The 26,549-nt window shown below is 71.7% G+C and carries 22 protein-coding genes; 9 read left to right on the top strand and 13 right to left on the bottom strand.

Annotation, left to right across the window (positions count from 1 at the left end; genetic code table 11):
- Positions 1 to 49: 49 nt before the first annotated feature.
- Positions 50 to 1,702 carry an acyl-CoA dehydrogenase family protein gene (locus QBL25_RS31515; RefSeq protein ID WP_409060330.1) on the bottom strand — a complete coding sequence of 551 codons (1,653 nt, stop codon included), beginning with the start codon at positions 1,700 to 1,702 and terminating at the stop codon, positions 50 to 52.
- Between the two features lie 17 nt (positions 1,703 to 1,719).
- Here QBL25_RS31515 and QBL25_RS31520 point away from each other — a divergent pair, with 17 nt between their 5' ends.
- Positions 1,720 to 2,868 carry a YihY/virulence factor BrkB family protein gene (locus QBL25_RS31520; protein ID WP_409060331.1) on the top strand — a complete coding sequence of 383 codons (1,149 nt, stop codon included), beginning with the start codon at positions 1,720 to 1,722 and terminating at the stop codon, positions 2,866 to 2,868.
- A 26-nt stretch (positions 2,869 to 2,894) separates the two neighbouring features.
- On the opposite strand, the gene QBL25_RS31525 is transcribed toward QBL25_RS31520, so the two are convergent.
- Positions 2,895 to 3,752, bottom strand: coding sequence for an NAD(P)H-binding protein (locus tag QBL25_RS31525; protein WP_409060332.1), 858 nt, complete (start codon positions 3,750 to 3,752; stop codon positions 2,895 to 2,897).
- An 80-nt stretch (positions 3,753 to 3,832) separates the two neighbouring features.
- On the opposite strand from QBL25_RS31525, the gene QBL25_RS31530 reads away from it, so the two are divergent.
- Together QBL25_RS31530 and QBL25_RS31535 are read left to right on the top strand one after the other, a co-directional pair.
- Positions 3,833 to 4,768: an AraC family transcriptional regulator gene (locus QBL25_RS31530; protein WP_409060333.1), complete on the top strand. Its 936-nt coding sequence runs from the start codon at positions 3,833 to 3,835 to the stop codon at positions 4,766 to 4,768.
- A 25-nt stretch (positions 4,769 to 4,793) separates the two neighbouring features.
- On the top strand, positions 4,794 to 5,513 hold the full coding sequence (locus QBL25_RS31535) for a DUF6597 domain-containing transcriptional factor (protein ID WP_409060334.1): 720 nt from the start codon (positions 4,794 to 4,796) through the stop codon (positions 5,511 to 5,513).
- Here the strand turns inward: QBL25_RS31535 and QBL25_RS31540 are convergent.
- The gene (locus QBL25_RS31540; protein ID WP_409060335.1) at positions 5,494 to 5,913 is read right to left on the bottom strand and encodes a VOC family protein; all 420 of its coding nucleotides are present in this window, start codon (positions 5,911 to 5,913) and stop codon (positions 5,494 to 5,496) included. The two genes, QBL25_RS31535 and QBL25_RS31540, sit on opposite strands and share 20 nt — an antisense overlap.
- 143 nt (positions 5,914 to 6,056) lie before the next feature.
- On the opposite strand from QBL25_RS31540, the gene QBL25_RS31545 reads away from it, so the two are divergent.
- A complete protein-coding gene (locus QBL25_RS31545; protein WP_409060336.1) occupies positions 6,057 to 6,728 on the top strand; it encodes a DUF4389 domain-containing protein in 672 nt (223 codons plus the stop codon).
- On the opposite strand, the gene QBL25_RS31550 is transcribed toward QBL25_RS31545, so the two are convergent.
- The 4 genes from QBL25_RS31550 to QBL25_RS31565 all read right to left on the bottom strand — a co-directional run bounded on the left by QBL25_RS31550 (position 6,686) and on the right by QBL25_RS31565 (position 13,344).
- A complete protein-coding gene (locus tag QBL25_RS31550) occupies positions 6,686 to 9,598 on the bottom strand; it encodes a glycoside hydrolase family 2 TIM barrel-domain containing protein (protein ID WP_409060337.1) in 2,913 nt (970 codons plus the stop codon). The genes QBL25_RS31545 and QBL25_RS31550 overlap by 43 nt on opposite strands.
- Before the next feature lie 129 nt (positions 9,599 to 9,727).
- Positions 9,728 to 10,585, bottom strand: a complete 858-nt coding sequence (locus tag QBL25_RS31555) for an ANTAR domain-containing protein (protein ID WP_409060338.1) — start codon at positions 10,583 to 10,585, stop codon at positions 9,728 to 9,730.
- Between the two features lie 24 nt (positions 10,586 to 10,609).
- Positions 10,610 to 12,745 carry a CheR family methyltransferase gene (locus QBL25_RS31560; protein ID WP_409060339.1) on the bottom strand — a complete coding sequence of 712 codons (2,136 nt, stop codon included), beginning with the start codon at positions 12,743 to 12,745 and terminating at the stop codon, positions 10,610 to 10,612.
- The gene (locus tag QBL25_RS31565; protein ID WP_409060340.1) at positions 12,745 to 13,344 is read right to left on the bottom strand and encodes a chemotaxis protein CheB; all 600 of its coding nucleotides are present in this window, start codon (positions 13,342 to 13,344) and stop codon (positions 12,745 to 12,747) included. Before QBL25_RS31565 ends, QBL25_RS31560 begins: the two co-directional genes overlap by 1 nt.
- Before the next feature lie 140 nt (positions 13,345 to 13,484).
- Between QBL25_RS31565 and QBL25_RS31570 the strand changes: the two genes are divergently transcribed.
- A complete protein-coding gene (locus QBL25_RS31570) occupies positions 13,485 to 16,028 on the top strand; it encodes a polysaccharide lyase family 8 super-sandwich domain-containing protein (protein ID WP_409060341.1) in 2,544 nt (847 codons plus the stop codon).
- 75 nt (positions 16,029 to 16,103) lie between these two features.
- Here the strand turns inward: QBL25_RS31570 and QBL25_RS31575 are convergent, their stop codons facing one another.
- Positions 16,104 to 16,298 (bottom strand): ferredoxin, encoded by a 195-nt coding sequence (locus tag QBL25_RS31575; RefSeq protein ID WP_409060342.1) that lies wholly within the window; start codon positions 16,296 to 16,298, stop codon positions 16,104 to 16,106.
- 9 nt (positions 16,299 to 16,307) lie between these two features.
- Positions 16,308 to 17,534: a cytochrome P450 gene (locus tag QBL25_RS31580; RefSeq protein ID WP_409060343.1), complete on the bottom strand. Its 1,227-nt coding sequence runs from the start codon at positions 17,532 to 17,534 to the stop codon at positions 16,308 to 16,310.
- A 288-nt stretch (positions 17,535 to 17,822) separates the two neighbouring features.
- Here QBL25_RS31580 and QBL25_RS31585 point away from each other — a divergent pair, with 288 nt between their 5' ends.
- Together QBL25_RS31585 and QBL25_RS31590 are read left to right on the top strand one after the other, a co-directional pair.
- A complete protein-coding gene (locus tag QBL25_RS31585; protein WP_409062839.1) occupies positions 17,823 to 18,665 on the top strand; it encodes a radical SAM protein in 843 nt (280 codons plus the stop codon).
- A gap of 10 nt (positions 18,666 to 18,675) precedes the next feature.
- Complete coding sequence (locus QBL25_RS31590; protein WP_409060344.1) at positions 18,676 to 19,086, top strand: nucleotide triphosphate diphosphatase NUDT15; 411 nt, start codon at positions 18,676 to 18,678, stop codon at positions 19,084 to 19,086.
- On the opposite strand, the gene QBL25_RS31595 is transcribed toward QBL25_RS31590, so the two are convergent.
- From QBL25_RS31595 to QBL25_RS31610, 4 genes are all read right to left on the bottom strand, one after another.
- Positions 19,058 to 20,812 (bottom strand): hypothetical protein, encoded by a 1,755-nt coding sequence (locus QBL25_RS31595; protein ID WP_409060345.1) that lies wholly within the window; start codon positions 20,810 to 20,812, stop codon positions 19,058 to 19,060. The genes QBL25_RS31590 and QBL25_RS31595 overlap by 29 nt on opposite strands.
- Positions 20,813 to 20,855: 43 nt before the next feature.
- Positions 20,856 to 21,623, bottom strand: coding sequence for a hypothetical protein (locus QBL25_RS31600; protein WP_409060346.1), 768 nt, complete (start codon positions 21,621 to 21,623; stop codon positions 20,856 to 20,858).
- Between the two features lie 178 nt (positions 21,624 to 21,801).
- Positions 21,802 to 22,320, bottom strand: a complete 519-nt coding sequence (locus QBL25_RS31605) for a hypothetical protein (RefSeq protein ID WP_409060347.1) — start codon at positions 22,318 to 22,320, stop codon at positions 21,802 to 21,804.
- 92 nt (positions 22,321 to 22,412) lie between these two features.
- Positions 22,413 to 23,423, bottom strand: coding sequence for an AraC family transcriptional regulator (locus QBL25_RS31610; RefSeq protein WP_409060348.1), 1,011 nt, complete (start codon positions 23,421 to 23,423; stop codon positions 22,413 to 22,415).
- A 69-nt stretch (positions 23,424 to 23,492) separates the two neighbouring features.
- Here QBL25_RS31610 and QBL25_RS31615 point away from each other — a divergent pair, with 69 nt between their 5' ends.
- Together QBL25_RS31615 and rsgA are read left to right on the top strand one after the other, a co-directional pair.
- Entirely contained in the window at positions 23,493 to 25,097 is a 1,605-nt protein-coding gene (locus tag QBL25_RS31615; protein WP_409060349.1) for a flavin-containing monooxygenase, read from the top strand.
- A gap of 229 nt (positions 25,098 to 25,326) precedes the next feature.
- Entirely contained in the window at positions 25,327 to 26,484 is a 1,158-nt protein-coding gene (gene rsgA, locus QBL25_RS31620) for a ribosome small subunit-dependent GTPase A (RefSeq protein ID WP_409060350.1), read from the top strand.
- Positions 26,485 to 26,549: the final 65 nt, after the last annotated feature.

A 26,549-nucleotide genomic window follows, 5' to 3' on the forward strand; every position in this document is an offset into this window, starting at 1 on the left:
CGGAGACCTTCCCGCCGGAGCCCGCCGGAGCCCGCCGGAGCCCTTCCCGCTAGGCGCCGTCCTGCTGATCGCCGTGCGGAGCCGCCCGCTTCACCACCGTCGCGAGGTCGAGGCTGTGCGGCAGCGTCCCGAACGCCGAGCCCCAGTCCCCGCCCAGGCGCGAGGCGCAGAACGCGTCGGCGACCTCCGCAGGCGCGTACCGCACGAGCAGCGAGCCCTGGAGCACCAACGCCATCCGCTCCACGAGCCGCCGCGCCCGCGCCTCGATGCCGTCCAGGTCGGCCAGTTCGGTGAGCAGTGCCTTGATCGCGCCGTCCAGCCGGTGATCGGCGCCACGCGACAGACCGACCTCCTGGAGGAAGGCGTTCAGGGCCAGCGGCTCCCGCTGAAGCGCCCGCAGCACGTCCAGCGCCTGGACGTTCCCCGAGCCCTCCCAGATGGAGTTGAGCGGCGACTCGCGCAGCAGCCGCGGCATCCCCGACTCCTCGACGTAGCCGTTGCCGCCCAGCACCTCCAGGGCCTCCGCCACGTGCGGCGTGCAGCGCTTGGTCACCCAGTACTTCGCGGCGGGCACCGCGATGCGCAGGAAGGCCCGCTCCTGCTCGCCCCCGTCGTCGTACGCGGCGGCCAGGCGCAGCGCGAGCGTCGTGGCCGCCTCCGACTCCAGGGCCAGATCCGCCAGGACGTTGCGCATGAGCGGCTTGTCGACGAGCTTGCCGCCGAACGCCTCGCGGTACGTGGCGTGGTGCACGGCCTGCGCGACGGCCTGGCGCATGAGCGCCGCCGAGCCCACGACGCAGTCCAGCCGCGTGGCGGCCACCATCTCGATGATGGTGCGCACCCCGCGCCCCTCGTCACCGACCCGCCGCGCCCACGTCCCGTCGAACTCGACCTCGCTCGACGCGTTCGACCTGTTGCCCAGTTTGTCCTTCAGGCGCTGAATGGCGAAGGCGTTCCGGGTGCCGTCCGCAAGGACCCGCGGCACGAGGAAACACGTGAGTCCCGCTTCGGTCTGGCCGAGCACGAGAAAGCCGTCGGACATGGGTGCGGAACAGAACCACTTGTGCCCCGTGAGTTCATAGGTGCCCTCTTCGGCGAGGGCACGCGCACGCGTCGTGTTCGCGCGTACGTCGCTGCCGCCCTGTTTCTCCGTCATGCCCATTCCGAAGAGCGCGCCGGCCTTGCGGGAAGCGGGTCGCAGGCCTTGTTCGTAGACGAGGGAAGAGAGCCGCGGCTCCCACTCGGCGGCGAGCGCGGGATCGGCCCGCAGCGCCGGAACCGCCGCGTGCGTCATCGAGACCGGACAGCCGTGACCGGCCTCCACCTGCGACCACACCAGGAATCCGGCCGCGCGCCGCAGATGGCCGCCCGGCCGCGACCAGGCGGTGGTCAGCCCCGACGAGACGGCCTTGCCGAGCAGCCGGTGCCACGCCGGATGGAAAGCGACTTCGTCGATGCGATTCCCATAGCGGTCATGGGTGTGCAGAACGGGCGGATTCTCGTTGGCCAGAAAGCCCCATTCCCGTGCCTGCTCGGAGCCCGCGGCACGCCCCAGTTCGGAGAGTTGCTCGCGCGCCGTGCCGAGAAGGGCGGGATCGAGGTGCCGTTCCACTCCTTCCGCGAGAGCGCGGTCCGACGTAAAAACGTCATATCCCACCAGGGGCGGAGCCTGGTTGGTCACTGTGTGGGTGGTGGCTGCCATGCCGCTACGGTAAGGAGGTGCACCAGGCAAAAGAAACTCCCGGGAGGCCGACGGGCCGCTGGAACCGGGCCCGCGCTCTCTACAGCAACGTCTCCAAGCGCAGGACTGCCTGGCTGCTGCTCAAGGACACGGTCAACTCGTGCGTGGAGTACCGCATCCTGGGGCTGGCCGCCGAGGCGGCGTTCTTCACGCTGCTGTCCGTGCCGCCGCTGCTCCTGAGCCTCATCGGCCTGCTCGCGTACGTGGACCGGTGGACCGGCGCGAACACCATCGCCAGCGTCGAGAACAACATCCTCGAAGCGTCGCGCACGGTCCTGTCCGACCGGGGCGTCAGCCAGATCGCGCAGCCGATACTGGAGGACGTGATGCGGGTCAGCAGGCCCGACGTCATCTCCATCGGCTTCCTCTTCGCCCTGTGGTCGGGCTCGCGCGCCGTGAACGTCTTCATCGACACGATCACGGTGATGTACGGGCTGGACGGCGCCCGCGGCATCGTCAAGACCCGCCTGCTCGCGTTCGGCCTCTTCATCGTGGCGCTGCTGATCGGCTCGGTGGCGCTGCCGCTGATGGTGGCCGGTCCGGACGCGGTGGTGAAACTGGTGCCCGGCTCCACGACGGTGGTGCAGATCCTGTACTGGCCGGTGGTGACCCTGCTGTCGGTGGTCTTCCTGACGACGCTCTACCACGTGTCGGTGCCGGTGCGTTCGCCCTGGGTGGAGGACATGCCCGGGGCGCTCATCGCCCTGGGCATGTGGGTCCTGGGCAGCTTCCTGCTCCGGATCTACCTGACGAGCACGGTCGAAGGGCCCACGATCTACGGTTCGTTGGCGGCGCCCGTGGCGGTGCTCCTGTGGATCGGTGTGTCGGCGTTCGCGGTCCTCGTGGGAGCGGCGGTGAACGCCGCCATCGACCGGGTGTGGCCCTCCGTCGCCACGGCGGCCGCGCGCGCGGCCAACGACCGGATCCGGGAGGCCCGGGCGGTGGAGGTCGTGGCCCGTGCGGTGGCGGCGCGGGAAGCCTCGAACGACCCGGACGATCCGGACATGCCGTCCGAGTTCCCCGAGCGCTGGTCGCGCTTCCTGCCGCCGGACGACGTGACGTCCCGGCTGCGGACGCACGGGAAGCGCAACGCGGGCAGCGGCGGCAGCCAGGACCCTCCGGAGTAGCCGCCGCCCAGGGCGTGCCGGTCGGCTCACGCCTTCCAGACGCCCGCCTCCGCCTGCTCCCGGGCGAACTCGGCGAAGTCACGGGGCTCCCGGCCCAGGATCTCCTGGACCCCGTGCGAGAGGCGGGCGTTGCGCCCGTCCAGGTTCGTCTCGAACAGCTCGATCAGGAACTCCCGCTCCTCGGGCGGCACCCCGAACTCCGCGAGCGCGTCCCCGTACTCCCGTGCCGAGACCGGGACATACCGGATCTCGCGCCCGGCCGCCGCGGACACCTCGGCCACCGCCTCGCCAAACGACAGGAGACGCGGCCCCGAGATCTCCACCACCCGCCCCGCGTATCCCGAACCGGGGCGGAGTACCGCCACCACCACATCCGCGATGTCCCGCGCGTCGATGAACGGTTCGAGGACCTCACCGCCGGGGAACACCAGCTCCCCGGCCCGCATGCCGTCGAGCAGCGGACCCTCGCTGAGGTTCTGGGCGAACCAACTCGCCCGTACGACCGTCCACTCGGCCCCGGACTCCCGCACCGCGCGCTCGGCCGGCTCCGCCTGGTCCTCGCCCCGGGCGGACAGCAGCACCAGCCGCCGTACGCCGAGCGCCACCGCCTGCCGGGCGAGCGCGCCCACCGCCTCGCCCGCGCCGGGCGCGCCGACGTCCGGCATGTGGGCGAGGTAGGCGGCGTCCGCGCCCCGCAGGGCCTCCTCCCACGTCGAGGGGTCGTGCCAGTCGAACCGCACGGCCCCCGACCGCGACGCGGCCCGCACGGTGTGGCCCGCCGCCTCGGCGGCCTCCACGACCCGGCGTCCCGTCTTGCCCGTGGCGCCCGTGACCAGCACCGTCATGTCCTTCGTGTGCCGCGTGTGCACTGCGTTCTCCGTCATGACCTCAGTGAACCGCCCGGCGCCGCGAGCAACCATCCGTGAGGAACTCGCCTCCATACGCCTGCGTCTAGGCTTCCGCCATGGACGTACTCGCAGGCTTGCTGGAAGGCCCTCGCGCGCGAGGAGCCTTCATGATCCGTGCGTGCTTCGACCCGCCCTGGTCCGTCCGCATCGCGGACGAGGCACCGCTCTCCGTCATGATCATGGTGCGCGGCACCGCCTGGATCGTGCCCGACGAAGGCGAACCCCAGCTGATCCGTCCCGGCGACATCGCCGTCGCCCGCGGCCCCGACCACTACACCGTCGCCGACGACCGGACGCGCGAGCCCCAGGTCGAGATCCGCCCCGGCGAACACTGCGTGCCCCTCGGCGGCACCCCGCCCGACCGCTACCGCGACCTCGGCCGGCGCACCTGGGGCCAGAGCCCCGAGGGCCCCGCCGAGATGCTGATCGGCACCTACCAGGCGCGCGGCGAGATCACCGGGCGGCTCCTGGACGCGCTGCCCCAGCTCCTCGTCCTGCCCACCGAGGTGTGGGACTGCCCGCTCACCCCGCTGCTCGCCGACGAGATCACCAAGGACGACCCCGGCCAGGACGTCGTGCTCGACCGGCTGCTCGACCTGCTGATGATCGCCACGCTGCGCGCCTGGTTCTCCCGGCCGGAAGCGGCGGCCCCTGCCTGGTACCGCGCGATGGGGGACCCCGTGGTCGGACAGGCGATCCGGCTGCTCCAGGACGATCCCGCGCACCCGTGGACGATCGCCGCGCTGGCCGCGAAGGCGGGGGTCTCACGGGCCGCGCTCGCCCGGCGGTTCACCGAACTCGTTGGTGAGCCGCCGATGGCGTACCTGACGGGCTGGCGGCTCGCGCTCGCCGCCGACCTGCTCCGGGACGGCGAGCAGACCATCGCCGCGATCGCCCGCCGCGTCGGGTACGGCAGCGCGTTCGCCCTGTCCAGCGCCTTCAAGCGGGTGTACGGGGTCAGCCCGCAGGAGCACCGCACACGGGCCGCGTGACCCCGGGCGGCGTAGCCTGAGAAGCGTGTCGTACGAGACCGTGGAGTACGCGGAGCGGCCGTCCCGGGTCGCGGGCGCGGTCCTGTGGACCCGGACCGGCGGCCGTGCGGACGGCCCGGTGTATCCCGTCCTGCCCGACGGCTGCATGGACCTGCTGTGGAGCGGCGGCAGGCTCCTTGTCGCCGGCCCCGACACCCGCGCCCACCGCCCCGAGCCGGACGGCGCCGCCCGCTATGTGGGCATCCGCTTCTACCCCGGCACCGCCCCCGCCTTCCTCGGCGTGCCCGCGCACGAACTGTGCGACCGGCGCGTCGGTCTCGCCGACCTGTGGCCGTCCGCCGAGGCGCGGCGGCTGACCGAGCGCATGGACGCGGCCCGCGATCCGGCGGCCGTCCTGGAGTCCGTCGCGCTGGCCAGGGCGCGCGAGTCGGAGCCGCCCGACCCGCTGCTCGCGCACGTCGTCGAGGCCCTGGACGCCGGGCGGAGCATCGCGTCGACCGCCGCGGAGGCGGGCATCAACGCCCGCCTCCTGCACCGGCGTTCACTCGCCGCGTTCGGCTACGGCCCCAAGACGCTGGCCCGTGTCCTGCGGCTCCAGCGCGCGCTGGCCCTGGCCAGGGGAGGCCTGGCGTACGCGCAGACCGCGGTCGTCGCGGGCTTCGCCGACCAGGCCCATCTGGCGCGCGACGTCAAGGAGTTGACGGGCGTGCCGCTGGGTGAACTGCTCAGCCCGCGGCCGGGGTAGGCAGCGGCGCGAACAGGTCGACGCCGTTGCCGTCCGGGTCGAGGACGGCGGCGTACCGCTGGCCCCAGAAGGCGTCCCACGGCTCGAGCTCACCGCGGTACCCGGCGCCCACCAGTTCCGCGTACGCCGCGTCGACGCCCGCCGGGGTCTCACAGTGGAAGGCGAGCCCGATGCGGCCCGAGCCGCGCGGCCGCTCCCAGTTCTCGACGAAGGACTTGATGGTCTCCTCCGTGTCGAACGCGATGCGCAGGCCTCCGGGGAGCGCCGCCTCGACGTGGGGCAGGGCCTCGGAGCCCTCGGGGAACTCCAGGCCGAGACGGCGGTAGAAGGCGAGCGTGGCGGCCATGTCGGAGACGACGACGCCGACCAGATCGAAGCGGGGTGTGATGTTCGTGTCCATGCCTCGCAGCGTAGGCAGCCGTCCCCCGCCCGTCTTGAAGAAAACGGACGCCGCGCCACTCCTTGCCGCTGCCCGCGCGGGGTCGTACATGTGGGAGAGAAGCGCGATGGCCGCTCGTACCAGGACGAGGGGAGCTGACCGCCATGTGCGCCATGCCCACGGCGACCGATCTCGGCAAGCAGTCGCTCGGCCCGGTCGGCCCGGTCCGTCTGGAGGCCCGGTACGAAGCGGAGCTGTCCCGCTGGCTGTGGCTGGTGAAGTGGCTGCTCGCGATCCCGCACTTCCTCGTCCTCGCCGTCCTGTGGGTCGGCGTCCTCCTCGTCACCTTCGTCGCCTTCTTCGCCGTCCTGTTCACCGGGGCCTATCCGCGGCTGCTGTTCGACTTCACCGTCGGCGTGCTGCGCTGGAGCTGGCGCGTCGAGTACTACGCGTACGGAGCCCTCGGCACCGACCGCTACCCGCCCTTCTCGCTGCGCGAGGACGCCGACTACCCGACCCACCTCGACATCGCCTACCCCGAGCGCCTCTCCCGGGGACTCGTGCTCGTCAAGGGCTGGCTCCTGGTCCTGCCGCAGCTCCTGGTGGCGGCCCTGATGTCGGGCGGCTACCGCTTCAACGGCGGCCTCACCGGGCTCCTCACCTTCTACGCGGGCGTGTCCCTGCTCTGCACCGGCCGCTACCCCCGCGGCATGTACGACCTGAACATGGGCCTGCACCGCTGGGTGGCCCGCGTCATGGCCTACGGCCTGCTGCTCACGGACGTCTACCCGCCCTACCGGCTGGACCAGGGGGAGCGCGAGCCCTCCGAGGTCTGAGACGAGAAGGTGAACGCGAACTCCGCCGGTGCCGCGTGGAGTTCGTGGCGCGGAAGCACCCCGGGACCGCACGACTGCGAGCCGATCCCGTGCTGCCCGTGGTCGAGGTGCACCCACATCGTGTCGCCGGGGGTCAGATCCGTGCGGTGCGCGGCGGCGTCGAGCTGCTCGGTGGTCCAGCGGCGTGCGGTGAACCAGAAGGCGGGCTCCCCGGCGATCCTCACCCTCGCACCGGCGAACCCGGCCCGCAGCTCCGCCCAGCGCACGTCCGCGCGGGCGCCGTTCTCCTGCGGGCGGACGTAGGGGGTCTGCATCCGGTCCACCGGCATGGAGTGGCGGCCGATGTCGGAGGCCGCGGCCGTGTCCGGGTACGCCTCGCCGGGGCCGCCGCCGAACCAGTGCGCGTACCCGTACGCGGCGGGCAGCCCGAGCCGGATGCCGAGCCGGGGCAGCGGCACCGTCCACTCGCCCTCGGGCGTGACCCGGACGGCGAGCCGCAGCCGGGTGCCGTCGGACGTCCAGCGGTAGACCGCGCGCAGAGCGATGTCACGCGCGGCGGGCGCCACGCGGGTGCGGACGGTGAGGGCGTCGTCCGCCACGTCGACCGCGTCCAGGCGGTGCCGCATCCGGTGCAGACCGAGCTCGCGCCAGGCGGGGCCGTTGCGCCGGCCGTCCTGCCAGGACGCCCCGTCGTCGTTGTCGGTCGGGGCCCGCCAGACGTCCAGGCGGGGCGCTCCGGACAGCGGGATGCCGTGCAGGGTGAGCAGGTCGCCGGTGCGGGTGTCGAAGGTGCCGGGGCCGAGGGTGACGCAGTCCTGGCCCTGGACGGGGCGTTCGCCGACGACCGGGGGCGCCGCCGGGCGCGGGGTGACGGCGAACCCGCCCCGCGCGACGAGGTGGTCCAGCTTCGTCCAGTTCGTCTCCACGCCCACCACGGCCGTGACGTGCAGGAAGGTCTCGGCGCCCCGGCAGGCCGACGGCGGGTCGGGGACCTTCACCTCGGCGGACTCGCCGGGGCCGAGGTCCAGCGGTACGGCCAGCTTCCCGGCGGCGAAGGGCGCCTCCTCGTCGTCACAGGCGTACGACCACTCGAACGACAGGTGGGACAGGTCCGCGAAGTCGTGCAGATTGGTGATCCCGACCGTCCCCGCGTCCTGGTCGTACGCGAAGCGCACCGGCTGGATGACCCGCTTGTAGGCGTCGAGGCCGGGGGAGGGCAGCCGGTCGGGGAAGACCAGGCCGTCGCAGACGAAGTTCCCGTCGTGCAGTTCCTCGCCGAAGTCGCCGCCGTAGGCGTAGCCGAACTCCGGGTGCGCGAGGCCGTGGTCGATCCACTCCCAGATGAAGCCGCCCTGGTTGCGCTCGTGCGCCGCGAACAGCTCCTGGTACTCGCTCAGGCCGCCGGGGCCGTTGCCCATGGCGTGCCCGTACTCGCAGAGGATGAAGGGGAGGTGGCGCCGTGACTCCGGGCCTTCGGTGTCCGCCCGGTGGCCGATGCGCTCGACCTCGGCGTGGTCGGCGTACATGCGCGAGTACAGGTCGGTGTCCGCGCAGGAGCGGTCGCCCTCGTAGTGGATGAGGCGTCCGCCGTCCCGTGCGCGGATCCAGCGGGCCATGGCGGTCAGGCCCCGGCCCGTCCCGCATTCGTTGCCGAGGGACCAGATGATCACCGAGGGGTGGTTCTTGTCGCGCTCGACCATGCGGGCCGCGCGGTCCAGGAGGGCGGGCGTCCAGCGGTCGTCGTCGACCGGGTTGCCGCGCCATCCCTGGAGGGTGAAGCCGTGGGTCTCCAGGTCGCACTCGTCGACGACCCACAGGCCCAGCTCGTCGCAGAGGTCGAGGAAGGCGGGGTGCGGCGGGTAGTGGCTGGTGCGGACGGCGTTGATGTTGTGCTGCTTCATCAGCAGGACGTCGGTGCGCATGGTGTCGAGATCGAGCGTACGGCCCGTCTCGGGGTGGAACTCGTGCCGGTTCACGCCGCGGAACAGGATCCGGCGGCCGTTGACCTTGATGACCCCGTCCTCGACGGCGACCGTGCGGAAGCCGATCCGCAGCGGGACGCGCTCACCGGCCGTGGCCAGGACGCCGTCGTACAGCCGGGGTGTCTCGGCGGTCCAGGGCTCGGCCGCCACCGTCACCGGCTCACCCGTGGCGACGTCGATGCCCAGCTCGGGCACGGTGACCCGGCCCTCGACGTCCGATGCGACCCGCAGCGTCCCCGTCCCCGCCACGTGGTCGTACGAGGCGTGCGCGAAGAAGTCGAGGGCGCAGCCCTCGGGGCGGTGCAGCAGGGTCACGTCGCGGAAGATGCCCGGCAGCCACCATTGGTCCTGGTCCTCCAGATAGGAACCGGACGACCACTGGTGGACGCGGACCGCGAGGACGTTGCCCGTCGGCTTCAGAAGGTGGCCGACGGTGAACTCGTGCGGCAGCCGGGAGCCCTTGAAGTCACCCAGTTCCGTGCCGTTCAGCCAGACGCGGGCGCAGGACTCGACGCCGTCGAAGCGCAGGGTGCAGCCGCCGGCCGCGGGCCAGTCGCCGGGCAGGTCGAAGGCGCGCAGATGGTCGCCGGTGGGGTTCTCGGTGGGGACGCGGGGCGGGTCGACCGGGAACGGATAGGCCACGTTGGTGTACTGGGGCGCGCCGTGGCCCTGAAGCACCCAGTGACCGGGCACCGCCACCGTCTCCCAGGCCCCGGCGTCGAAGCCCTCCGAGGCGAAGGAGGTGTCGGCGGTGTCGGCGGCGGGGGAGAGACGAAAGCGCCAACTGCCGTTCAGGGAGAGGGAGATGGCATCCGAGCGCGCGTACCACGCGCGGGGCGGGAGGCTGCCGGTGCCGGGGGACACGTCCTCAAGATAGGGGAGCTCCATGGCCTCCATCAGACAGCGGCGAGGCGGGGCGTCACAACACGCGCGCGGCGGGGGTTGTTGGATTCTCGGCGGCGGAGTTGGACGAATGGCGCACGGGCCGCGGATTCAGTCGTTCATCGATGGAGGAGGTCAGAGCCTCAGTTCCCCGGAGATGACGCTCTGGGCCACCGTCTCGACGGGCACGGACAGGGTGAACGCCCTGGCCTTGATGAGCGCCAACGCGTCGTCGACGGAACTGCGCGACTGCTCGGACAGCACGCCCGCGGCCTGGTGCACCACGGAGCGCAGATCCGTGCCGCCGTAGAGCCCGGGGTCGGCGTCCGGGCCGATCAGGACGCCCTGCGCCAGGGCGTCGGCGACCTCGCGGAACGTTCCGGCCCGGGCGAGCGAGGCCGGGGGGTCGAAGACGACGAGGGCGCCTATGCACTCCGAGAGCACCGCCAGCGGAAGCGCCGCGACCGACCGCAGTCCGAGGGCGGCGAGCCCCGAGCCGTAACCGGGCCAGCGCCTCTCCAGCGCGGCACCCGACGCGTACACCGTCCGGCGGTCGCGGACCGCGTCATGGGCCGGGCCGTCGGTCAGGACGTACTCCAGGTCCTGGGCGCCGCGCGCGGGCCGGTCCGAAGCGGCGACCGCGAGCTGGCTCAGGTCCGCGCCGACGAGCGTGAGCGCGACACTCGGGGTCCCGCAGGCCTCCGCGACCCCGGCCATGAACAAGGGGCGCCGACCGCCCTCGGTCTCCGCCTCCGTCAAGCGGACGGCGTAGGCCCGCTGGAGGCGGGCCGTGGTGCGATGCCGCTCGGCCACGGCGCGGTGCCGCAGGGCCATGGACGCGTGGAGATCACGGCCGTTCTCCGCGAACAGCCGCTCGTGCCGCTCGGCGTTGGCCACTTCCGACTCCGCGCGCCGGGAGGCCCGGTCGGCACGCCCCCAGGCGGCCTCGGCCTGTCCGCCGGGGACCCCGGAACTGCCCTGCCTGGAGCTCATGTGCACAGAATACGACGCACTGGTTCAGTTGCCGCCCTCGTTCGAGAGGTCTTCCATCAGCAGGACGACACCGCCGTTGTGCCCGTCGAACGGAGAGCAGATGACGGCGCAGTCGATGTGCCGGCCGAGCCGGTTCACGGCCGGGATGATCACGGGCCCGGACCGCTTGCCGGACGCGACGCACTGCTGGATGACCTCACGCAGCTGATCGGTGGGCAGCCCGAAGTCCAGGGCGAAGAACGGCTCGCCCATCACCTCGTCCGGGCGCAGCCCCCACAGGTCGACCGCCCCGCGGTTCCAGCTCCTGGCCCGCAGGTCGGCGGAGAGCACCACCACGCCCGCCGCGATGCTGCTCACCACGCCCTCCAGGAACGCCCTGGCCTCGTCCAGGTCCGTGGTGCGCAGCCGCATCTCGTCGTTCATCGTCTCGAGCTCTTCGTTGCCCGACTGGAGCTCTTCGTTCGTGGTCTCCAGCTCCTCGTTCGTGGACTGGAGCTCCTCGTTCGTCGTCTCCAGCTCCTCGATGCTCGACTGGAGCTCTTCGTTGGTGGTCTCCAGCTCCTCGTTGGTCGACTGGAGTTCCTCGTAGGCCGTCTCCAGGTCCTCGCGCACCCGCTTGATCTCGGCCCGGAGCTTGGTGGCCTGGGTGACGTCCGTGAAGGTGACGTTGATGGCGACCGGCAGACCGGGGCCGCCCATGATCGGCTGGATCTCGATGTCGAAGTACTGGAGCTCGTTGCCGAGCCGCCGCTCGGCGCCGTGCACCCGCAGCGTCCGGCGCTCGTGGGTGGCCTGGTCGATCAGGGAGCGCAGCTCGGTGGGCCGGTAGGAGAGCTCCAGGTCCTGGAACGGGCGGCCCATGTCGTTGGACGTGAGCCCGAACTGGGCACGCGCGCCGTTGTTGATCAGCAGGACGATGCCGTTGCTGTCCAGGGCGACGCTCGCGCCCGGCGAGGCGTCGAGGATCAGGTCGAGCAACTGCCGGGTGCGGACCGCCTCCTGCTCCTGCACCGGATTGGTGGGCCGGAGCTTGGCGGGGTGCGCGGGGTAGGGCGGCGAGCTGTCCCCGGGGCGGCGCCGGAAGACGCGCTGGCGGATGCTGACCGCCTCGAAGCGCTCCCCGTCGTTCAGGAGCATCTCGGCCTTGCCGAGGAAGAGAAAGCCGCCCTGGCGCAGGGCGAAGTGGTAGCGGTCCAGGATCTGCGTCTGGGCCTCGACGTTGAAGTACATCAGCGTGTTGCGGCAGACGAGCAGGTCGAGGCGGGAGATCGGGGCGTCGCGGGTGATGTCGTGGCGGCCGAAGATGACCCGGCGCCGCAGATCGGTCCGGAAAGCCCACTGCGTGCCGACGCGCTCGAAGTACTTGTCCCGCAGCTCCTTGGAGAGCGGGGCGAGGGTCTTCGTGGGGTACTGGCCGAGCCGGGCGTCGCGCAGGGCCTCCTCGTCGACGTCCGTCGCGTAGATCTTGACGCGGCGCACGCACTCCTCGATGCCGATCTCCTCGGCGAAGAGGATGGCGAGGGAGTACGCCTCCTCGCCGCTGGAGCAGCCCGCGCTCCACACCCTGATCTCGTCGTCGCGACCGGCCTCGGCGATCACCGCGGGCAGGACGTCGCGCTTGAGCAGGCCCCAGGCGTCCGGGTCGCGGAAGACCGACGTGACGTTGATCAGGATGGTGTTGAACAGCGCGCGGAACTCGTCCGTGTCGGTCTCCAGGAGATCGCGGTAGTCCGCGTAGTCCGGTACGCCGACGTCCCCCATGCGCTTGCGGATGCGGCGGCCCAGCGTGGAGCGCTTGTACCCGGTGAAGTCGAAACCGCGCGCGTCCCGGAGGAACCGGAGGAGATCCTCCAGACCGTGGTCGACGAGCAGGTCGGGATCAGAGCCGCGCACGGGCCCGGTCTCCCGCGCCTGCCCGGTCTCCCGTGCCGACCCGGTCTCGCGCACGGGCCCGGCCTCCCTCGGCTGCTCCGTCCGGCGTTCCTGCTCCGTCCGGTGTTCCTGCTCCGTCCGGTGGTCCTGTTCCGTCTGGCGTTCCTGCTCCACCGCGCTCGCGCGTTCCGCCTCCTGCACCTGTTCCGTCTCGCTGCCCCTGTCCGGGCGCGGCGGCCCGTCCGGTGCGGAATCCTGCTCGGTCCCGGCGCCGGGCGACTCGCTCATCACTGCCTCTTGTCCTCTACCAGACCGCGGATGGCCGCGGCGATTTCGTCGATGCGGAGCACGAAGTCCACGGCGCCGGTGTCGACCGCCGCCGTGGGCATCCCCGCGAACTGTGCGCTGTGCGGGTCCTCGGCGATCACGGTGCCGCCGCGCGACTTGACCGCCTCCACGCCCATCGCGCCGTCCACTCCGGTGCCCGTGATCACACAGGCGATGGCCCGCGAGCCGTACGCCCCGGCGACCGACTCGAAGAGCAGGTCGGCCGAGGGACGCACGAAGTGCACGAGCTCACTGTTCGACAGCGTGATCGTGCCCTCCGGCTCCACGAGGAGGTGCCGGTCGGGCGGCGCGAGATAGACGGTTCCGGGTTCGAGGCGCTCTTGGTGCCGCGCCAGCTTCACGGTGAGTTCCGTGCGCCGCGAGAGGACCTCGGCGAGCAGCGTCCGGTGGCGCGGATCGAGGTGCTGGACCACGAGGACCGGCACCGGCAGCCGCGGACCGAGCCCGCCGAGAAGCTCGCCGAGGCCCTGGATGCCTCCGGCGGACGACGCGACAGCCACGATGGCGTACGAGCCCGATGTGTGCTGTTGCGACCTCACACGCCGAGCCTAGCGGGTGCCGGTCGGATCGGTGCCGCGGCGTTCTCGCGGTGCCACACTCACCCTTGTCGACACCCCGGGCATCTGCTTGACTCCGCCCGCCAGAACGCCAGATCGCCCACTCACCGGCGGAGGTCGCCATGGACATCACCCGCAGACGCCTGCTGTCCGCCCTGTCGGCGGCCGGTCTTCTGGCGGTCGTCCCCGCCCTGCCCGCGAGCGCCGCACAGGCCGCTGCGGACGGCGCGCGCCTCCTGGACAACACCGTGGCGATCTTCGCGGGGACCACCGCGTCGAACGCGCGCCCGGAGACGGCCGGCAAGCTCGCCGCCGTCGAGAAGACCGCGCGCACGAACCTGAAGGCGATGGACGACGCGGCCGACGGCGAACTCTTCGCGGGCCTCGCGCTCGGCACGGACGACGCCAAGCTCAACACGGCCTACAAGCGGCTGTACGAGATCGCCCTCGCGACCCGCGCCCCGGGCCTCCCCGCCGACCTCCACGGGAACACCGGCGTGCGGCGCCGGGTGATCGACGGCCTGGTCTGGCTGCACGAGCGCCACTACGGCGACCAGTCCAAGGGCTACTACGGCAACTGGTTCAACTGGGAGATCGGCATCTCCCAGCACGTCAGCAAGACCCTCGTGCTGCTCGCCGACGAGGTGCGGACATACCGGCCGGACCTCGTCGCCACCTACGTCGCCTCGATGGACGCCTATCTGCGCAACGGCACCGACGGGGACGTCGACCTCGACTCGCGCTTCCACACCGGCGCCAACCTCGCCGACATCACCACCAACCGCATCCTCCAGGGCGGGCTCCTCGGCGCGGACGGCGAGGCCCGCATCCGCAAGGCGCTCACCGACCAGCTGACGGTGTTCGTCACCGTCGACCCCTACCGCCTGAACCACGGCGTGACCGACGGCCACTACGCCGACGGCTCCTTCATCCAGCACGCCTCCGTCGCCTACACGGGCTCGTACGGCAAAGGCCTGCTCACCCGGGTCGTGCAGACCCTGAAGATCCTGGACGGCACGGGCTTCGCGCACGGCGAGGAACTGGTGGCGACCATCCGGCGCTGGGTGCGCGACGGCTTCGCGCCGCTCATCTTCGAGGGCTGGATGATGGAGATCGTCAAGGGGCGCGCGGTGTCGCGTCCTGACGGCGGCTACACGGACGCCGCCGCCGTCGTGGAAGCCGTCGTCGACCTCTCCTCCCTCTCCACCGGCGCCGACGCCACCGCCCTGAAGAGCTACGTGAAGCACGTCCGGTCGACCTCGCGCGCCACGCTCGACCCGACCGGCTTCGTCTCGCCGCTCAGCATCGTGCGGTACGCCGACACCATCGGCGACGCCTCCGTGCCGCCCGCCGACCTCAACCCCGCCGCGCGCAGCGTCGCCTTCAACGCCATGGACAGGACCGTCCACCGCAGACCGGGCTACGCCTTCGCGCTCGCCCGCAGCTCCGACCGCATCAGCAAGTACGAGTACATGAGCGGCGAGAACCTCATGCCGTGGTTCCAGGGCGACGGCGCCCACTACCTCTACCTCTCCGGCCAGGACCAGACGCAGGCGTACGGGGTCGACTACTTCACCACGGTCCCGCCCTACGGCCTGGCGGGGGTCACCGCCCCGGTCGAGCGGCGCGGGACGGTCCCCGAGCTGTACGGGAAGGCGTTCTACGACAACCCCGGCCACCCGCTGAACTTCACCTCGTCCTCCGAGTCGCAGAACACCTACGTCTACTTCCCGCGCGGCACCAACCGGTACTCCGGCGGCGCGGTCCTCGGGGCGTACGGCGCGGCCGGGGCGGTGCAGTCCGGCGACGTCGCCTTCCGGGACCGGGAGCTGCTGCCGGACGACTTCGTCACCTACCGCAACGCCACGGCGACGAAGTCGTGGTTCCTGTTCGACGACGAGATCGTGGTGCTCGCCGCGGGGGTGGGCGACGAGGCGGGGCGGGCCGTGACGACCACCGTCGACGCCCGGATCGCACCGCCGGACGACCAGGTCTCCCTCACGGGGGAGCTGCGTGACGGCCGCCCGTGGACCGGCGCGGGCACGGGCGACCTGCGCTGGCTGCGCTACGCCAACGCCACGCGGCGCACCTCCGTCGGCTACGTCTTCCTGGACACCCCGAAGGTGCGGGTCGCCCTGGACGAGGTCACCCGCAGCCGCCGGGTCGTGCGCACCGCCAATCCGGACACTCCGGTGACCCGCAGGGTGTTCGGCGTGACGGTGGGCCGGGCGGCGGGCGCCCGGCCCGGCTCCCTCGCCTACGCCCTGGTGCCGAACGCGGGCGAGGCGGGGCTGCGGGCCTACCGGGGCGGGCGCCCGGTGAAGGTCCTCGCGAACACGGTCCGGCTCCAGGCGGTCGGCCACGCCGGGCTCGGCCTGACCGCCCTGAACGGCTTCACGGCCGGCCGCCACGAGAGCGCCGGGATCCGGATCGACGGCCCGGCCTCGGTCCTCGTACGGCGCGAGCGGCGCGGCCCGACGACCGTGGCGGTGTCCGACCCGACGATGGACCGCGACAGGATCAGCGTGCTGCTCCGCGGCCCTTCCCTGCGGGCGGTGCGGGCCGACGCGGGGGTGCGCGTGACCCGGGTCCACGGCGGGACCCGGATCGACGTCGCCACCCGGCACGCGTACGGCCGGAGCTTCACGGTGACCCTGCGCGGCTGAGGCACCGCGCGGGGCGGATCACGAGCCGCGGGCCGGATCACCGGCCGCGGGCCTGGTCAGGATTCGCGCGCCGGATCAGGATTCGTCGACGGTGACGGCCCGCACCGGGCAGGCCCGCACGGCCTCCCGCACCAAGGGGTCGCCGCCGCCGTCCTCCCGGCCGGGGAGCACCTCGCTGAAGCCGTCGTCGTCCTGCGTGAAGACGCTCGGGGCGGTGAGCGCGCACATGCCCGCGCCCACGCACCGCTCCGTGTCGACGTTTACGCGCATGGTCAACTCCTACCAGGTGACGGGGAGTTCGAGCATCCCCTGGATGGTGTCGCCGGGTTTGAACGGGATCTCCCGCGCGGGCACCGCGAGCCGCAGGTCCGGCATCCGCTCGAAGAGCGTGCGCAGGGCGATGTCGATCTCGGCGCGGGCGAGGTTCTGGCCCAGGCACTGGTGGATGCCGTACCCGAAGGCGAGGTGGTGGCGGTCGGCGCGGTGGAAGTCCAGTTCCTCCGGTGTCTCGTAGGCCGTGCCGTCGCGGTTGATGAGGGAGGTGGAGAAGATGACGCCGTCGTCCGCGCGGATGGTGCTGCCGGCGACGTCGATGTCCTCCTTCGCCACCCGCAGCATGCCGTCCGCGATGGACAGGAACCGCAGCAGTTCCTCGACGGCGGCGGGCATCAGGGTCTGCTCGGCGCGCAGTTCCGCGAGCCGCTCGGGGTGCTGGAGGAGGGTGAACGTCCCCAGGGAGATCATGTTCGCCGTGGTCTCGTGCCCCGCCACCAGCAGGATCGTCGCCAGGCTGACCAGTTCCTCGCGGTCGAGCGCGCCCTCGGAGAGCTGCCGGTGGATCAGCTCGTCCAGGAGCCCGTCGCCCGGCTCGCGCCGCTTGCGGTCGATCAACGCGTGGAAGTACGCGTCCAGTTCGTCCCGGGCGCGCTCGGTGTCCTCGGCGCGGGGGCCGCGCAGCAGGCGGCGCGACTGCTCCTCGAAGAACTCGTGGTCGGCGTAGGGCACGCCGAGGAGGGCGCAGATCACCATGGACGGGACGGGCAGCGCGAACGCGCCGACCAGTTCGGCCGGCGACCCCGCGGCCTCCATGGCGTCCAGGAGCCGGTCGACGGTCTCCTGGATCCGGGGGCGCAGCGCGGCGATCCGTTTGACCGAGAAGCTGGGGATCAGCATGCGCCGCTGGGCGTTGTGTTCGGGGTCGTCGACGCCGAGCAGGGCGACCCGGCGGTTGCGCACCTGCGCGAAGCGTTCGGTGGGCGCGGGGAACGCCTCGTTCTCGCGGTCGGTGGACAGGCGTGGGTCGACGAGCAGGTCACGGGCGGTGGAGCGGCCGGTGACCACCCAGACGGAACGTCCGTCGAAGAGGCGTACCCGGGAGAGCGGCCGGGCCTCGCGGAGCGGCTCGTACGACTGGGGCGGGTGGTAGGGGCAGGTGCGGTCCTGCGGGAAGGCGACTGGTTCGGCGGCGCGTGCCGTGGTCGGCTCGGACGCGACTGATTCCGTCATGGACGTACCTCACAAGCGGAGGGGCTCCTTTTACCTCTCCTATTGGATGCCTGGGGCATCTACTTGGTACACCGCAAGACAAGCCAGAACAGAGCTGTTTCGCCGCAGAAATCTGGCCGGAACAACCCCCTCCACTCGGCCCGCACCGCTGGGGCGCCCCGTCGTGGCGGGTTGGCGGGCCTCCGCTGCGGGCAAGTGTTCGTCGGCGGTACCGTACGGGCGATAAGCAGTAACGGCCGCCTCAAATATCGCTACTGTCCCTCCATGCAAATCCCCGCCTTCGTCGATATGCGACCCATCGGAAGGTGCAACCTCAGCTGCCCTTTTTGCTTCGGTCCCCGGCACGAGGTTCCGAGCATGACCCGGGGCGTCGCGCTCAAGGTCGCGGCGGCGCTGAAGGACGGGGGCGTGCGCGGCGTCGTCATCTCCGGAGGTGAGCCGACCTTGCTCCCCTACCTCGACGAACTCGCCGCCGCGCTGCGCGAACCCGGCGAGGACGGCACCTCCCCGAAGGTCGTCCTGAGCACCAACGGCCTCGCGCCGCTGCGGACGATGGAGCGGATCCTGCCCAGCCTCTCCTGGATCGCGCTGCCCCTGGAGTCCGCCGACGCGGACGAGCACCGGGCGCTGCGCACCGGCGTGGCCCCGCACCGCGAGCGGATGCTCGACCTGCTCGGCGAGGTGCGCAAGAACCACGAGCACGTCAAGGTGAAGCTCGGCACGGTCGTGACCAGGCTGAACGTCAAGGGCGCCGCCGGGGTCCTGAGCCTGATCGACGACGCGAGCCTGCCCGATGTGTGGAAGGTGTACCAAATGTCCGAAACCAATTACGGTGCGGACAACCGGGAGTGGCTCTCCATCGGCGACGAGGAGTTCGAGGACGTGGTCCACCGGTGCGCGGACGCCGCCCGCGAGCGCGGAATCACTCTGAGGGTGTACCGCAACCGCACGCGGACGGGCAGCTACTTCTTCATCGATCCGGACTGCGAGGTCGTCGTCGTCGACGAGGGCGGTGAGCGGCGGATCGGCAACTTCTTCGACCGGCTCGCGGAGAGCCTGGGGGAGCTGCCCGCTCCGGTCGAGGGAGCCAGGAACGTCGAGAACTTCACCGGCACTTACCCGGACATGTGAAAGGGTCGCGATGACGGCACAGGTACGTGTAGGGGTTCAGGCGATCGTCCGCTCGGGCGGCCGCGTGCTGCTCGGACTGCGGGCCAACACCTTCGGCGACGGCACCTGGGGACTGCCCGGCGGCCATCTGGAAGTGGGCGAGACCCTCGCCGACGCCGCCTGCCGCGAACTGGCGGAGGAGACCGGCCTGCGCGCGACCGGCACGCGCGTCGCCTGCGTCACCGACCCCGACCCGGCGGCCAACCACCACATGCAGGTCGGCGTGGAGATCCTCGACTTCACCGGCGAACCCCGCGTCCTGGAGCCCGAACGCTGTCTGCGCTGGCGGTTCTGGCCGCTGGACGAGCTGCCGGACGCGGTGTTCGTGGGGTCGGCGGGGGTGCTGCGCAGCGTCAGGGGCGGGGTTCTTCATCTCCCGTGAGGGGGCTGTCCTCTCCCGCGAGGGACCGCGGCGCGCCCGTCGCCTTGATCAGACGGTCGTCGGCCTGCGCCCGCACGGCGTCCCGCAGCGCCCGCTTGTGCTGCCGCTCGTTCGCCTCGAACTGATCGAGGGGGCTGGCGAGTTCCCACTGGATCCCGAATTCGTATCCGCTGTCGGTGTAATACCTGCTGTCTTTGTGGAACTCCACCTCGAACACGTTGAACTTGCGTCGCGTCCTGCGCTCGGGGTTGGACGTGATGTAAGGCTCGAAGAAACCCTTGTCCGTCGTCAGCAGCGTCGAACCCGGTATGTCGATATGGGTGAGCCGTAACTCGATCTGGCCGGGGTACGTCTCCGCCAGCGTGCGGTAGGAGTCGATCACCGGAAGGAACGTCTTGTCGTAATAGTCGCTCGCCGCGACGATGTCGACGATGTTGTGGGAATTGGGGCGCTCGGCCGCCGCGTCGTGCTTGGTGAACATCGCCAGGGAGTTCCAGGGACTGCTGATGATGGCGTAGAAGTTGCTGCCCTGGTTCAGCGCGTGGACCACCTGCGGATGAAACCGTTTCAGGTCCTTCAGGAAGAAGGACGCGCCCGCGTGCGCGATCAGCCGGATCATGTTCCGCTCGCGCCGGACCGCCTCGCCCTTGGCCTTGTTGCGGGCCGCGCTCTCCTGCGGCGTGTAGACGTGCTCGATGTCGTACGGCAGTTCGTCCGGCGGGGCCGAGTCGCTGCGGATGTCCGCCAGCGCCGCCCGCAGCGCCACCGTCTGGGAGTGGTCGCGGCCCAGGGTCAGCGTGGCCTTGGCGGTGGCCGAGTCGAGCAGGGCCACGGCCTGCTGCTTGCGCGTCGCGCCGAGCGTGGCGCCGTCGGCGGCGTCGTACTCCGCCGTGGCGAGGGCGGCCTGGGCGATCAGCGTCTGCTGGTGGTCGGCGCCGAGCAGCGCGACCGCACGCAGATGGGCGATCTCCAGCTCGCCGAGCTCCGCCTCGGCCCGCGCCTCGTCCTGCTCCGCCCGGGCCACCTGGAAACGGGCCTGGGCCAGCGCGGAGCGGGCGGCGATGGCCTTGGGGTCGTCGTCGTCCGTGAGGCTGGTGATGAACCAGTCCACGGACGAGGCGAACTCGTCGATGGCGCGGTTCAGTTCCGCGGTGTCCCGCCGGATCGAGGCCACCTCCACCCGCACCCAGTCGGCGGTGAGCCGCGCCTCCGGGTCGCCGCCGTAGGACTTGCCGAGGACGGTGACCGCCTTCTGCGCCCAGACCGAGGCGTCCTCCAGATGCCCGGCCCGCAGGCTCACCGCGCTGAGGTTGGCGAGGATCCTGGCGTGCTCGGGGGCCGCCCTGCGCTGCGCCCTGTTCAGGGCGTAGTTGAGGACCATGCGGGCCCGGTCGAGATCGTCGTGCTCGGCGAGCAGCGAGCCCAGTTCGTTCCAGGTGTCGGGCGTGAAGCCTTCCCGGTCGGCCTCGGCGATCTCCATGTGCCGCAGGGCCACGTCGGCCACGGAGTACGAGCGCTCCGTCATGCCGAGCGCGAGGAGCAGCTGGGCCAGGGTGATGTGCTGGCGGGCGGTGGTCCGCAGCGGGACGTACGAGGCTTCGGGGCTCGTGAGGCGTTTCACGTAGCCGGCGAGCGACTCCTTGAGGTCCACGCGGGCGCTGCCCCGGGCTTCCAAGGCGTCCTCGGCCACCGTCAGGGCCTCACCGATGTTCGCGATCGTCGTCATGTCTCCTCCGGGAGGCGGGCCGCTCCCGTGCGCGGCGTGCTCGTCACGGCCGGTGGTTCCAGCGCAGGTTCACGTAGCTGGAGACGCCGGCCCTCTGGAGGCCGGTCCGGACCGTCTCGTCCTTGCGGGCCGCCGCCTCCGCCTGCGGGTCCTGGAGGACCGTGTAGATCCGCTCGGAATCGGCCAGCGGCCGGGAGGGTTCGGGGCGAAACCGGAAGGAGTCGAACCGGCGCACCGCCTCGTCGATCACCCCGGCGAACAGCGTGTCCGCCGGGGCCGTCGTGGCGGCGGGCCGGGCGACGAGGAGGCCGAGCACGACCGACGGGCGGTCGGGATCGGGATCCTCCCGGTCGACGGGACTGCCCGCGTACTTCTGTACGTTGTCGCACGCGCCGTCGTGCCGGAGCTGATGGCAGTTGACGGCTTGGTTGTCGCGCGTGCTCTGATAGATGACGGACACGTCGCTCACGGTTCCCCGCAGCACGACTCCGTTGCCCGGCACCTGGTGGGCCGCCGTCCAGCATTCGCCCGGCCGGGCCACGTCGAAGCAGATCCCGGGCAGGGGCACGCTCTCGCCCTTGCGGAAATTGATCTTCACGAGGGCCATGTCGGTGAGCAGGTCGCAGTCCTTGACCTCGCCCTCCAGACGCCGGCCGCCGGGCAGCCGCACGACCACCGGGCGCAGACGCTGCTCCCGGTCCTCTCCCAGGCGGTGCGCGGCGGTCAGGGCGAAGTACTTGGTCAACCGCACACCGGAGGCGATGCGGCGGTTTCCCCGGAGTATCTGGATCAAGTGCTTCGAGTGCGTCATGGGTTCGTCCCCCCGTCCGATCCCAAGAACGAATCGCGCCATTGCGCGTGGAATATGCAATGGTAGCCACGGAGGCTTCCGGACCGGGAGAGACCGCGCAATTATCTTTGCGCCGCGCCGAGTTGCGAAGATCCCGCCGAGGGAGCGCACGGGGAAGACCTTCCCGGCGCCGCGCTGGTCACGGCAGGCGCGTTTCCTTTTTCCTCCCGCGCACCTCCGCGCGCAGAATGATCCAGAAATCGCGGTCGGCCTTCTTCGACTCCTCGGCCCGTCGGGTGAATTCCCGCCACAGCGCGTCGGATTCGGACACCCGGGGATTGTCTCCCTCCTGGCTGTCCCACTCCTCCCACGCGTCGATCCAGCCCCGCATCGCCGTGAAGGTCGCCCAGTGCGCGTCCAGGACCTCGGTCGTGGCGTAGATCTCCAGGCGGGCGGCGAGCGCGTGGCTGTCGGTCACCGCGGCGCCGGTGCCGACGCCCTGCGGCCAGGTGCCCGTCCGGCTCAACTCCTCGCGCAGATCGGCGAGTCGGTGGACGGTGATCATGGCTTCTTCGTAGACGGTCATGCAGCGGGACCAGACGCGGTTCTCGCGCTCGCGTTTGTTCGTCGCGTGCTGGGTGAGCAGGGCGCCGGATATCGAGGCGATCGCACCCAGCGTCGTGCCGATGATCGCTGCCGTGGCCGGATTCAGTGTCACTCCGTCAGCATGGCGGATCGGCCCGGATCCGCGCCCCGCGGCGGCCGATCCGGCGGGTGGTTCGCCCCTCGGCTCCCTCTGTGCGTCCCGCTTCAGGCCTCCACACTCTCCCCGCGCCGCACGGCCCGGGGCGTCGCTCCCCACCAGCGGCGGCAGCAGCGGTTCAGGGCCGACTGTTCGGAGAGGCCGAGCAGCAGGGCGACCTGGCCCAGGGGGAGGTCGGTGGCCGTGAGGTAGCGGTGGGCCGCGCCGCGCCGCTCCTCGTCGACCACCTCCGCGAACGTCGTGCCCGCGCCGCGCAACCGCCGCTGGAGGGTGCGCGGATGCACGTTCAGGAGCCGCGCGACGGTCCCGATCTCGGGCGGCGACGTGCCGAGCGAGCGCCCCACCACGGCCCGCACCCCGCTGACGACGTCCGTGCGCTCCGCGGGCAGCTGCTCGTCCAGATACGCGAGCGCCAGACGCCGCAGATGCGCGTTGCCGCCGCCCAGCGGCCGGTCGGCCAGGCTGAGCGGCACCCGCAGCAGCGCCGCGGGGCGGTCCGCCTTCACCGGTACGCCGAAGAATTCCTCGTACACCGGCAAGGGGGCCAGCAGCGGGTGCGGCAGCTCCACCGAGCCGAGGCCGTACTCACCCACCAGGTAGACGATCGCTCGGTGCATGAACCCCAGCGACAGATCGATGCCCTGCGGCGGCGCCTCGACCCCCTCCCGTACGCCGTAGCGCAGGGCGGCCACCCCCGGCGTGCCGTACGGATCCGGCTCCAGGCTCAGGCTCAGCGAGCGCGCGTGGACGAAGAGGTAGCGCGTCGTGCACTCCAGGGCGTCCCCGAGCGTCGCGGAGTTCTGGATCGCGAGGGCCAGGGCGCCGAGCATGCCGAGGTCCTGCCGGGCCGCGATGCGCAGACCCAGATCAGGACAGCCGAGATCCTCCGCCGCCAGCTCCAGTACCGTGGCCATCGCCTCCTCGGGCACCAGGAGGTCGTCCGCGTCGAGAGCCGCCGTGGGGCAGCCCGCCTGCCGGGCGTACGCCTCGGCGTCGCCGCCGAGCTCCGCCACCGTCGCGCGGAAACCGCGCAGCCCCGCCGATCTGATCACGGACATGTCGTCCAGGGTCAAAGATCTGTCGTCCCGGGTCAATTCCTGCCGGGTGTGCTTCCGGACACTGAAGGAATGACGTACTCCGCAGACTCAAGCACCGCCGCCGCCACCGGCGCCCCGGTCGAGCACATCGACGTCGTGATCGTGGGCGCGGGTCTCTCCGGCGTCGGCGCCGCCTACCGGCTCCAGACCGAGTGCCCCGAGCGCTCGTACGCGATCATCGAGGCGCGGCAGTCCATGGGCGGTACGTGGGACCTGTTCCGGTACCCCGGTGTGCGCTCTGACTCCGACATGTTCACGCTCGGCTATGCCTTCAAGCCCTGGCGCGCGTCGAAGGTCCTTGCCGACGGCCGGTCGATCCTGGACTACATCAAGGAGACGGCGGCGGAGTTCGGCATCGACCGCCACATCCGCTACGGGACCAAGGTCGTCGGCGCCGACTGGTCCACCGCGACGGCCCGCTGGACGGTGACCCTGGAGCACACCGGCGAGGACGGCGGGCACACCCGCACCACCGTCACCTGCGACTTCCTGTACTCCTGCGCGGGCTACTACGACTACGACCAGGGCCACGCCCCCGAGTTCCCCGGCGCCGAATCCTTCACCGGCACGGTCGTGCACCCGCAGTTCTGGCCCGAGGACCTGGATCACGCGGGCAAGCGCGTGGTCGTCATCGGCAGCGGCGCCACCGCCGTCACCCTCGTGCCCGCGATGGCCCGCACCGCCGCCCACGTCACCATGCTCCAGCGCACCCCGACCTGGATCGGCTCGCTCCCCTCACGGGACCGGCTGGCCGACGGCATCCGGGCCGTCCTGCCCGCCGGCGCGGCCCACCGGGTCGTACGGACGAAGAACATCCTCTTCGCCATCGGGCTCTACCAGTTCTGCCGCCGCAGCCCCAAGGCCGCGCGGCGGGTGCTCACCGGGCTCAACAAGCGCATCGTCAAGGACGACCGGCTGGTCGCCGACCACCTCACGCCGTCCTACGACCCGTGGGACCAGCGGCTGTGCGCGGTCCCTGACGGCGACCTCTTCCAGGTCCTGAAGTCGGGCGACGCCGAGATCGTCACCGACCACATCGACCGCTTCGTCCCCGAGGGCATCCGGCTCACGTCCGGCCGCGTCCTGGAGGCCGATGTGGTCGTGACCGCCACCGGGCTCCAGCTCCTGGCCTTCGGCGGCATCACCCCGCACGTCGACGGCGAACCGGTCGCACTGAACAAGCAGTTCGTGTGGCGCGGCGCCATGATGACCGGTGTCCCGAACTTCGCCGTGTGCATCGGCTACACCAACGCCTCCTGGACGCTGCGCGCCGACCTCACCTCACGCCTCGTGTGCAAGGTGCTCAACCACCTGCGCGACAACGGCTACGCGGCGGTGGAACCGCGGCCGACGAGCGCCCTCACCGAGCGTCCGCTGCTCGACCTCGCCTCCGGATACGTCCAGCGCTCCATCGACGCCTTCCCCCGGCAGGGCGACCGCGGCCCCTGGAAGGTGCGGCAGAACTACGTGCTCGACGCCGCGTCGACCCTGCGCACCAACCTGCGCAGGACCCTCGCCCCCACACCGCTGTCCGCGGTGCGCCGGGCCCGCGCGGAAGCGGTCGGCAACCCGGCCGCGGAGGCGGCCGGAAAGCCCGTCACGGCCGGACGTGAAAAGAGTTGGCGCTCCGCCTGAGGCCGGGGCTAAGGTTGGCTCCGTTCTTCCGCGCGGCCTGCCGGCCGCCGGCGTCGGACGTGTGTGACCCAGGGATCCAGGAGGTGTGACCGATGGCTGTCGTTGAGATGGGCGCTGCCCGCATCGAGAAGTCCGTTCATTCCACCTCCGTGGCCACCGGCTGACCTACCTCTTCCTTCCGCGCGCCCTGTGCGTGCGTGCCGGGGCCACCCATGTGAAGGGTCACCCCTTGTCCTCCTCTGCGACTCCGCAGTCTGCTTCCTCTCTCTCCTCTGTCTCCAACCTGTCGTCCCGCTCCACCTCTCCGTCCGCCCACCCGCTCGCGCCCTACGGCTGGGACGAGACGTGGGAAGCCGAGTTCGCCCCGTACGCGGCGCAGGGCCTGCTGCCCGGCCGTGTCCTGCGGGTCGACCGCGGCCAGTGCGACATCGTCACGCCGGACGGCGTGACGCGGGCCGACACCGAGTTCGTCGTGCCCCGCGACCCGATGAAGGTCGTGTGCACGGGCGACTGGGCCGCCGTCGACCCCGAGGGCGGCGATCCGCGGTACGTACGGACGCTGCTGCCGCGCCGTACGGCCTTCGTGCGCTCCACCTCGTCCAAGCGGTCCGAGGGACAGATCCTCGCGGCCAACGTCGACCACGCGATCATCGCGGTGTCGCTCGCCGTCGAGCTCGACCTCGGCCGCATCGAACGGTTCCTCGCCCTGGCCTGGGAGTCCGGCGCGCAGCCGCTGGTCGTCCTCACCAAGGCCGACCTCGTCCCCGACGCCACGGGGCTGTCCTATCTGGTCGAGGACGTGGAGACGTCGTCCCCCGGCGTCCAGGTGCTCCCGGTCAGCGCCACGACCGGAGAGGGCGTCGACGTCCTGTGCGCCGTCGTCGCCGGCGGCACGTCCGTCCTGCTCGGCCAGTCCGGTGCGGGCAAGTCGACGCTGGCCAACGCCCTGGTCGGCGAGGACGTCATGCTGGTCAACGCCGCCCGTGACGTGGACGGCAAGGGCCGCCACACCACGACCACGCGCAACCTGCTGGTGCTCCCGGCGGGCGGTGTCCTCATCGATACGCCGGGGCTGCGCGGCGTCGGCCTCTTCGACGCCGGGTCGGGCGTCGGCCAGGTCTTCTCCGAGATCGAGGAGCTGGCCGCCGACTGCCGCTTCCACGACTGCGCCCACACCGCCGAACCCGGCTGTGCGGTGCTCGCGGCGGTGGAGGACGGCACGCTCCCCGACCGCCGCCTGGAGAGCTACCGCAAGCTGATCCGCGAGAACCAGCGCATCGTCGCCAAGACGGACGCGAAACTCCGGGCGGACATGCGCCGCACGTGGAAACTGCGGGGCGCGGAGGGCAAGGCGGCGATGGAGGCGAAGCGGGGGCGCATCCGCTGAGGGGGCGGCCGGGGCCCGGCCCGTGGTCCGCGCGGGCCGTGGCGCGGGGCGCTTCCGGCGTCGTG

Origin of the sequence: Streptomyces sp. SYP-A7185, assembly GCF_046103685.1 — a bacterium.
GTDB lineage: Bacteria > Actinomycetota > Actinomycetes > Streptomycetales > Streptomycetaceae > Streptomyces.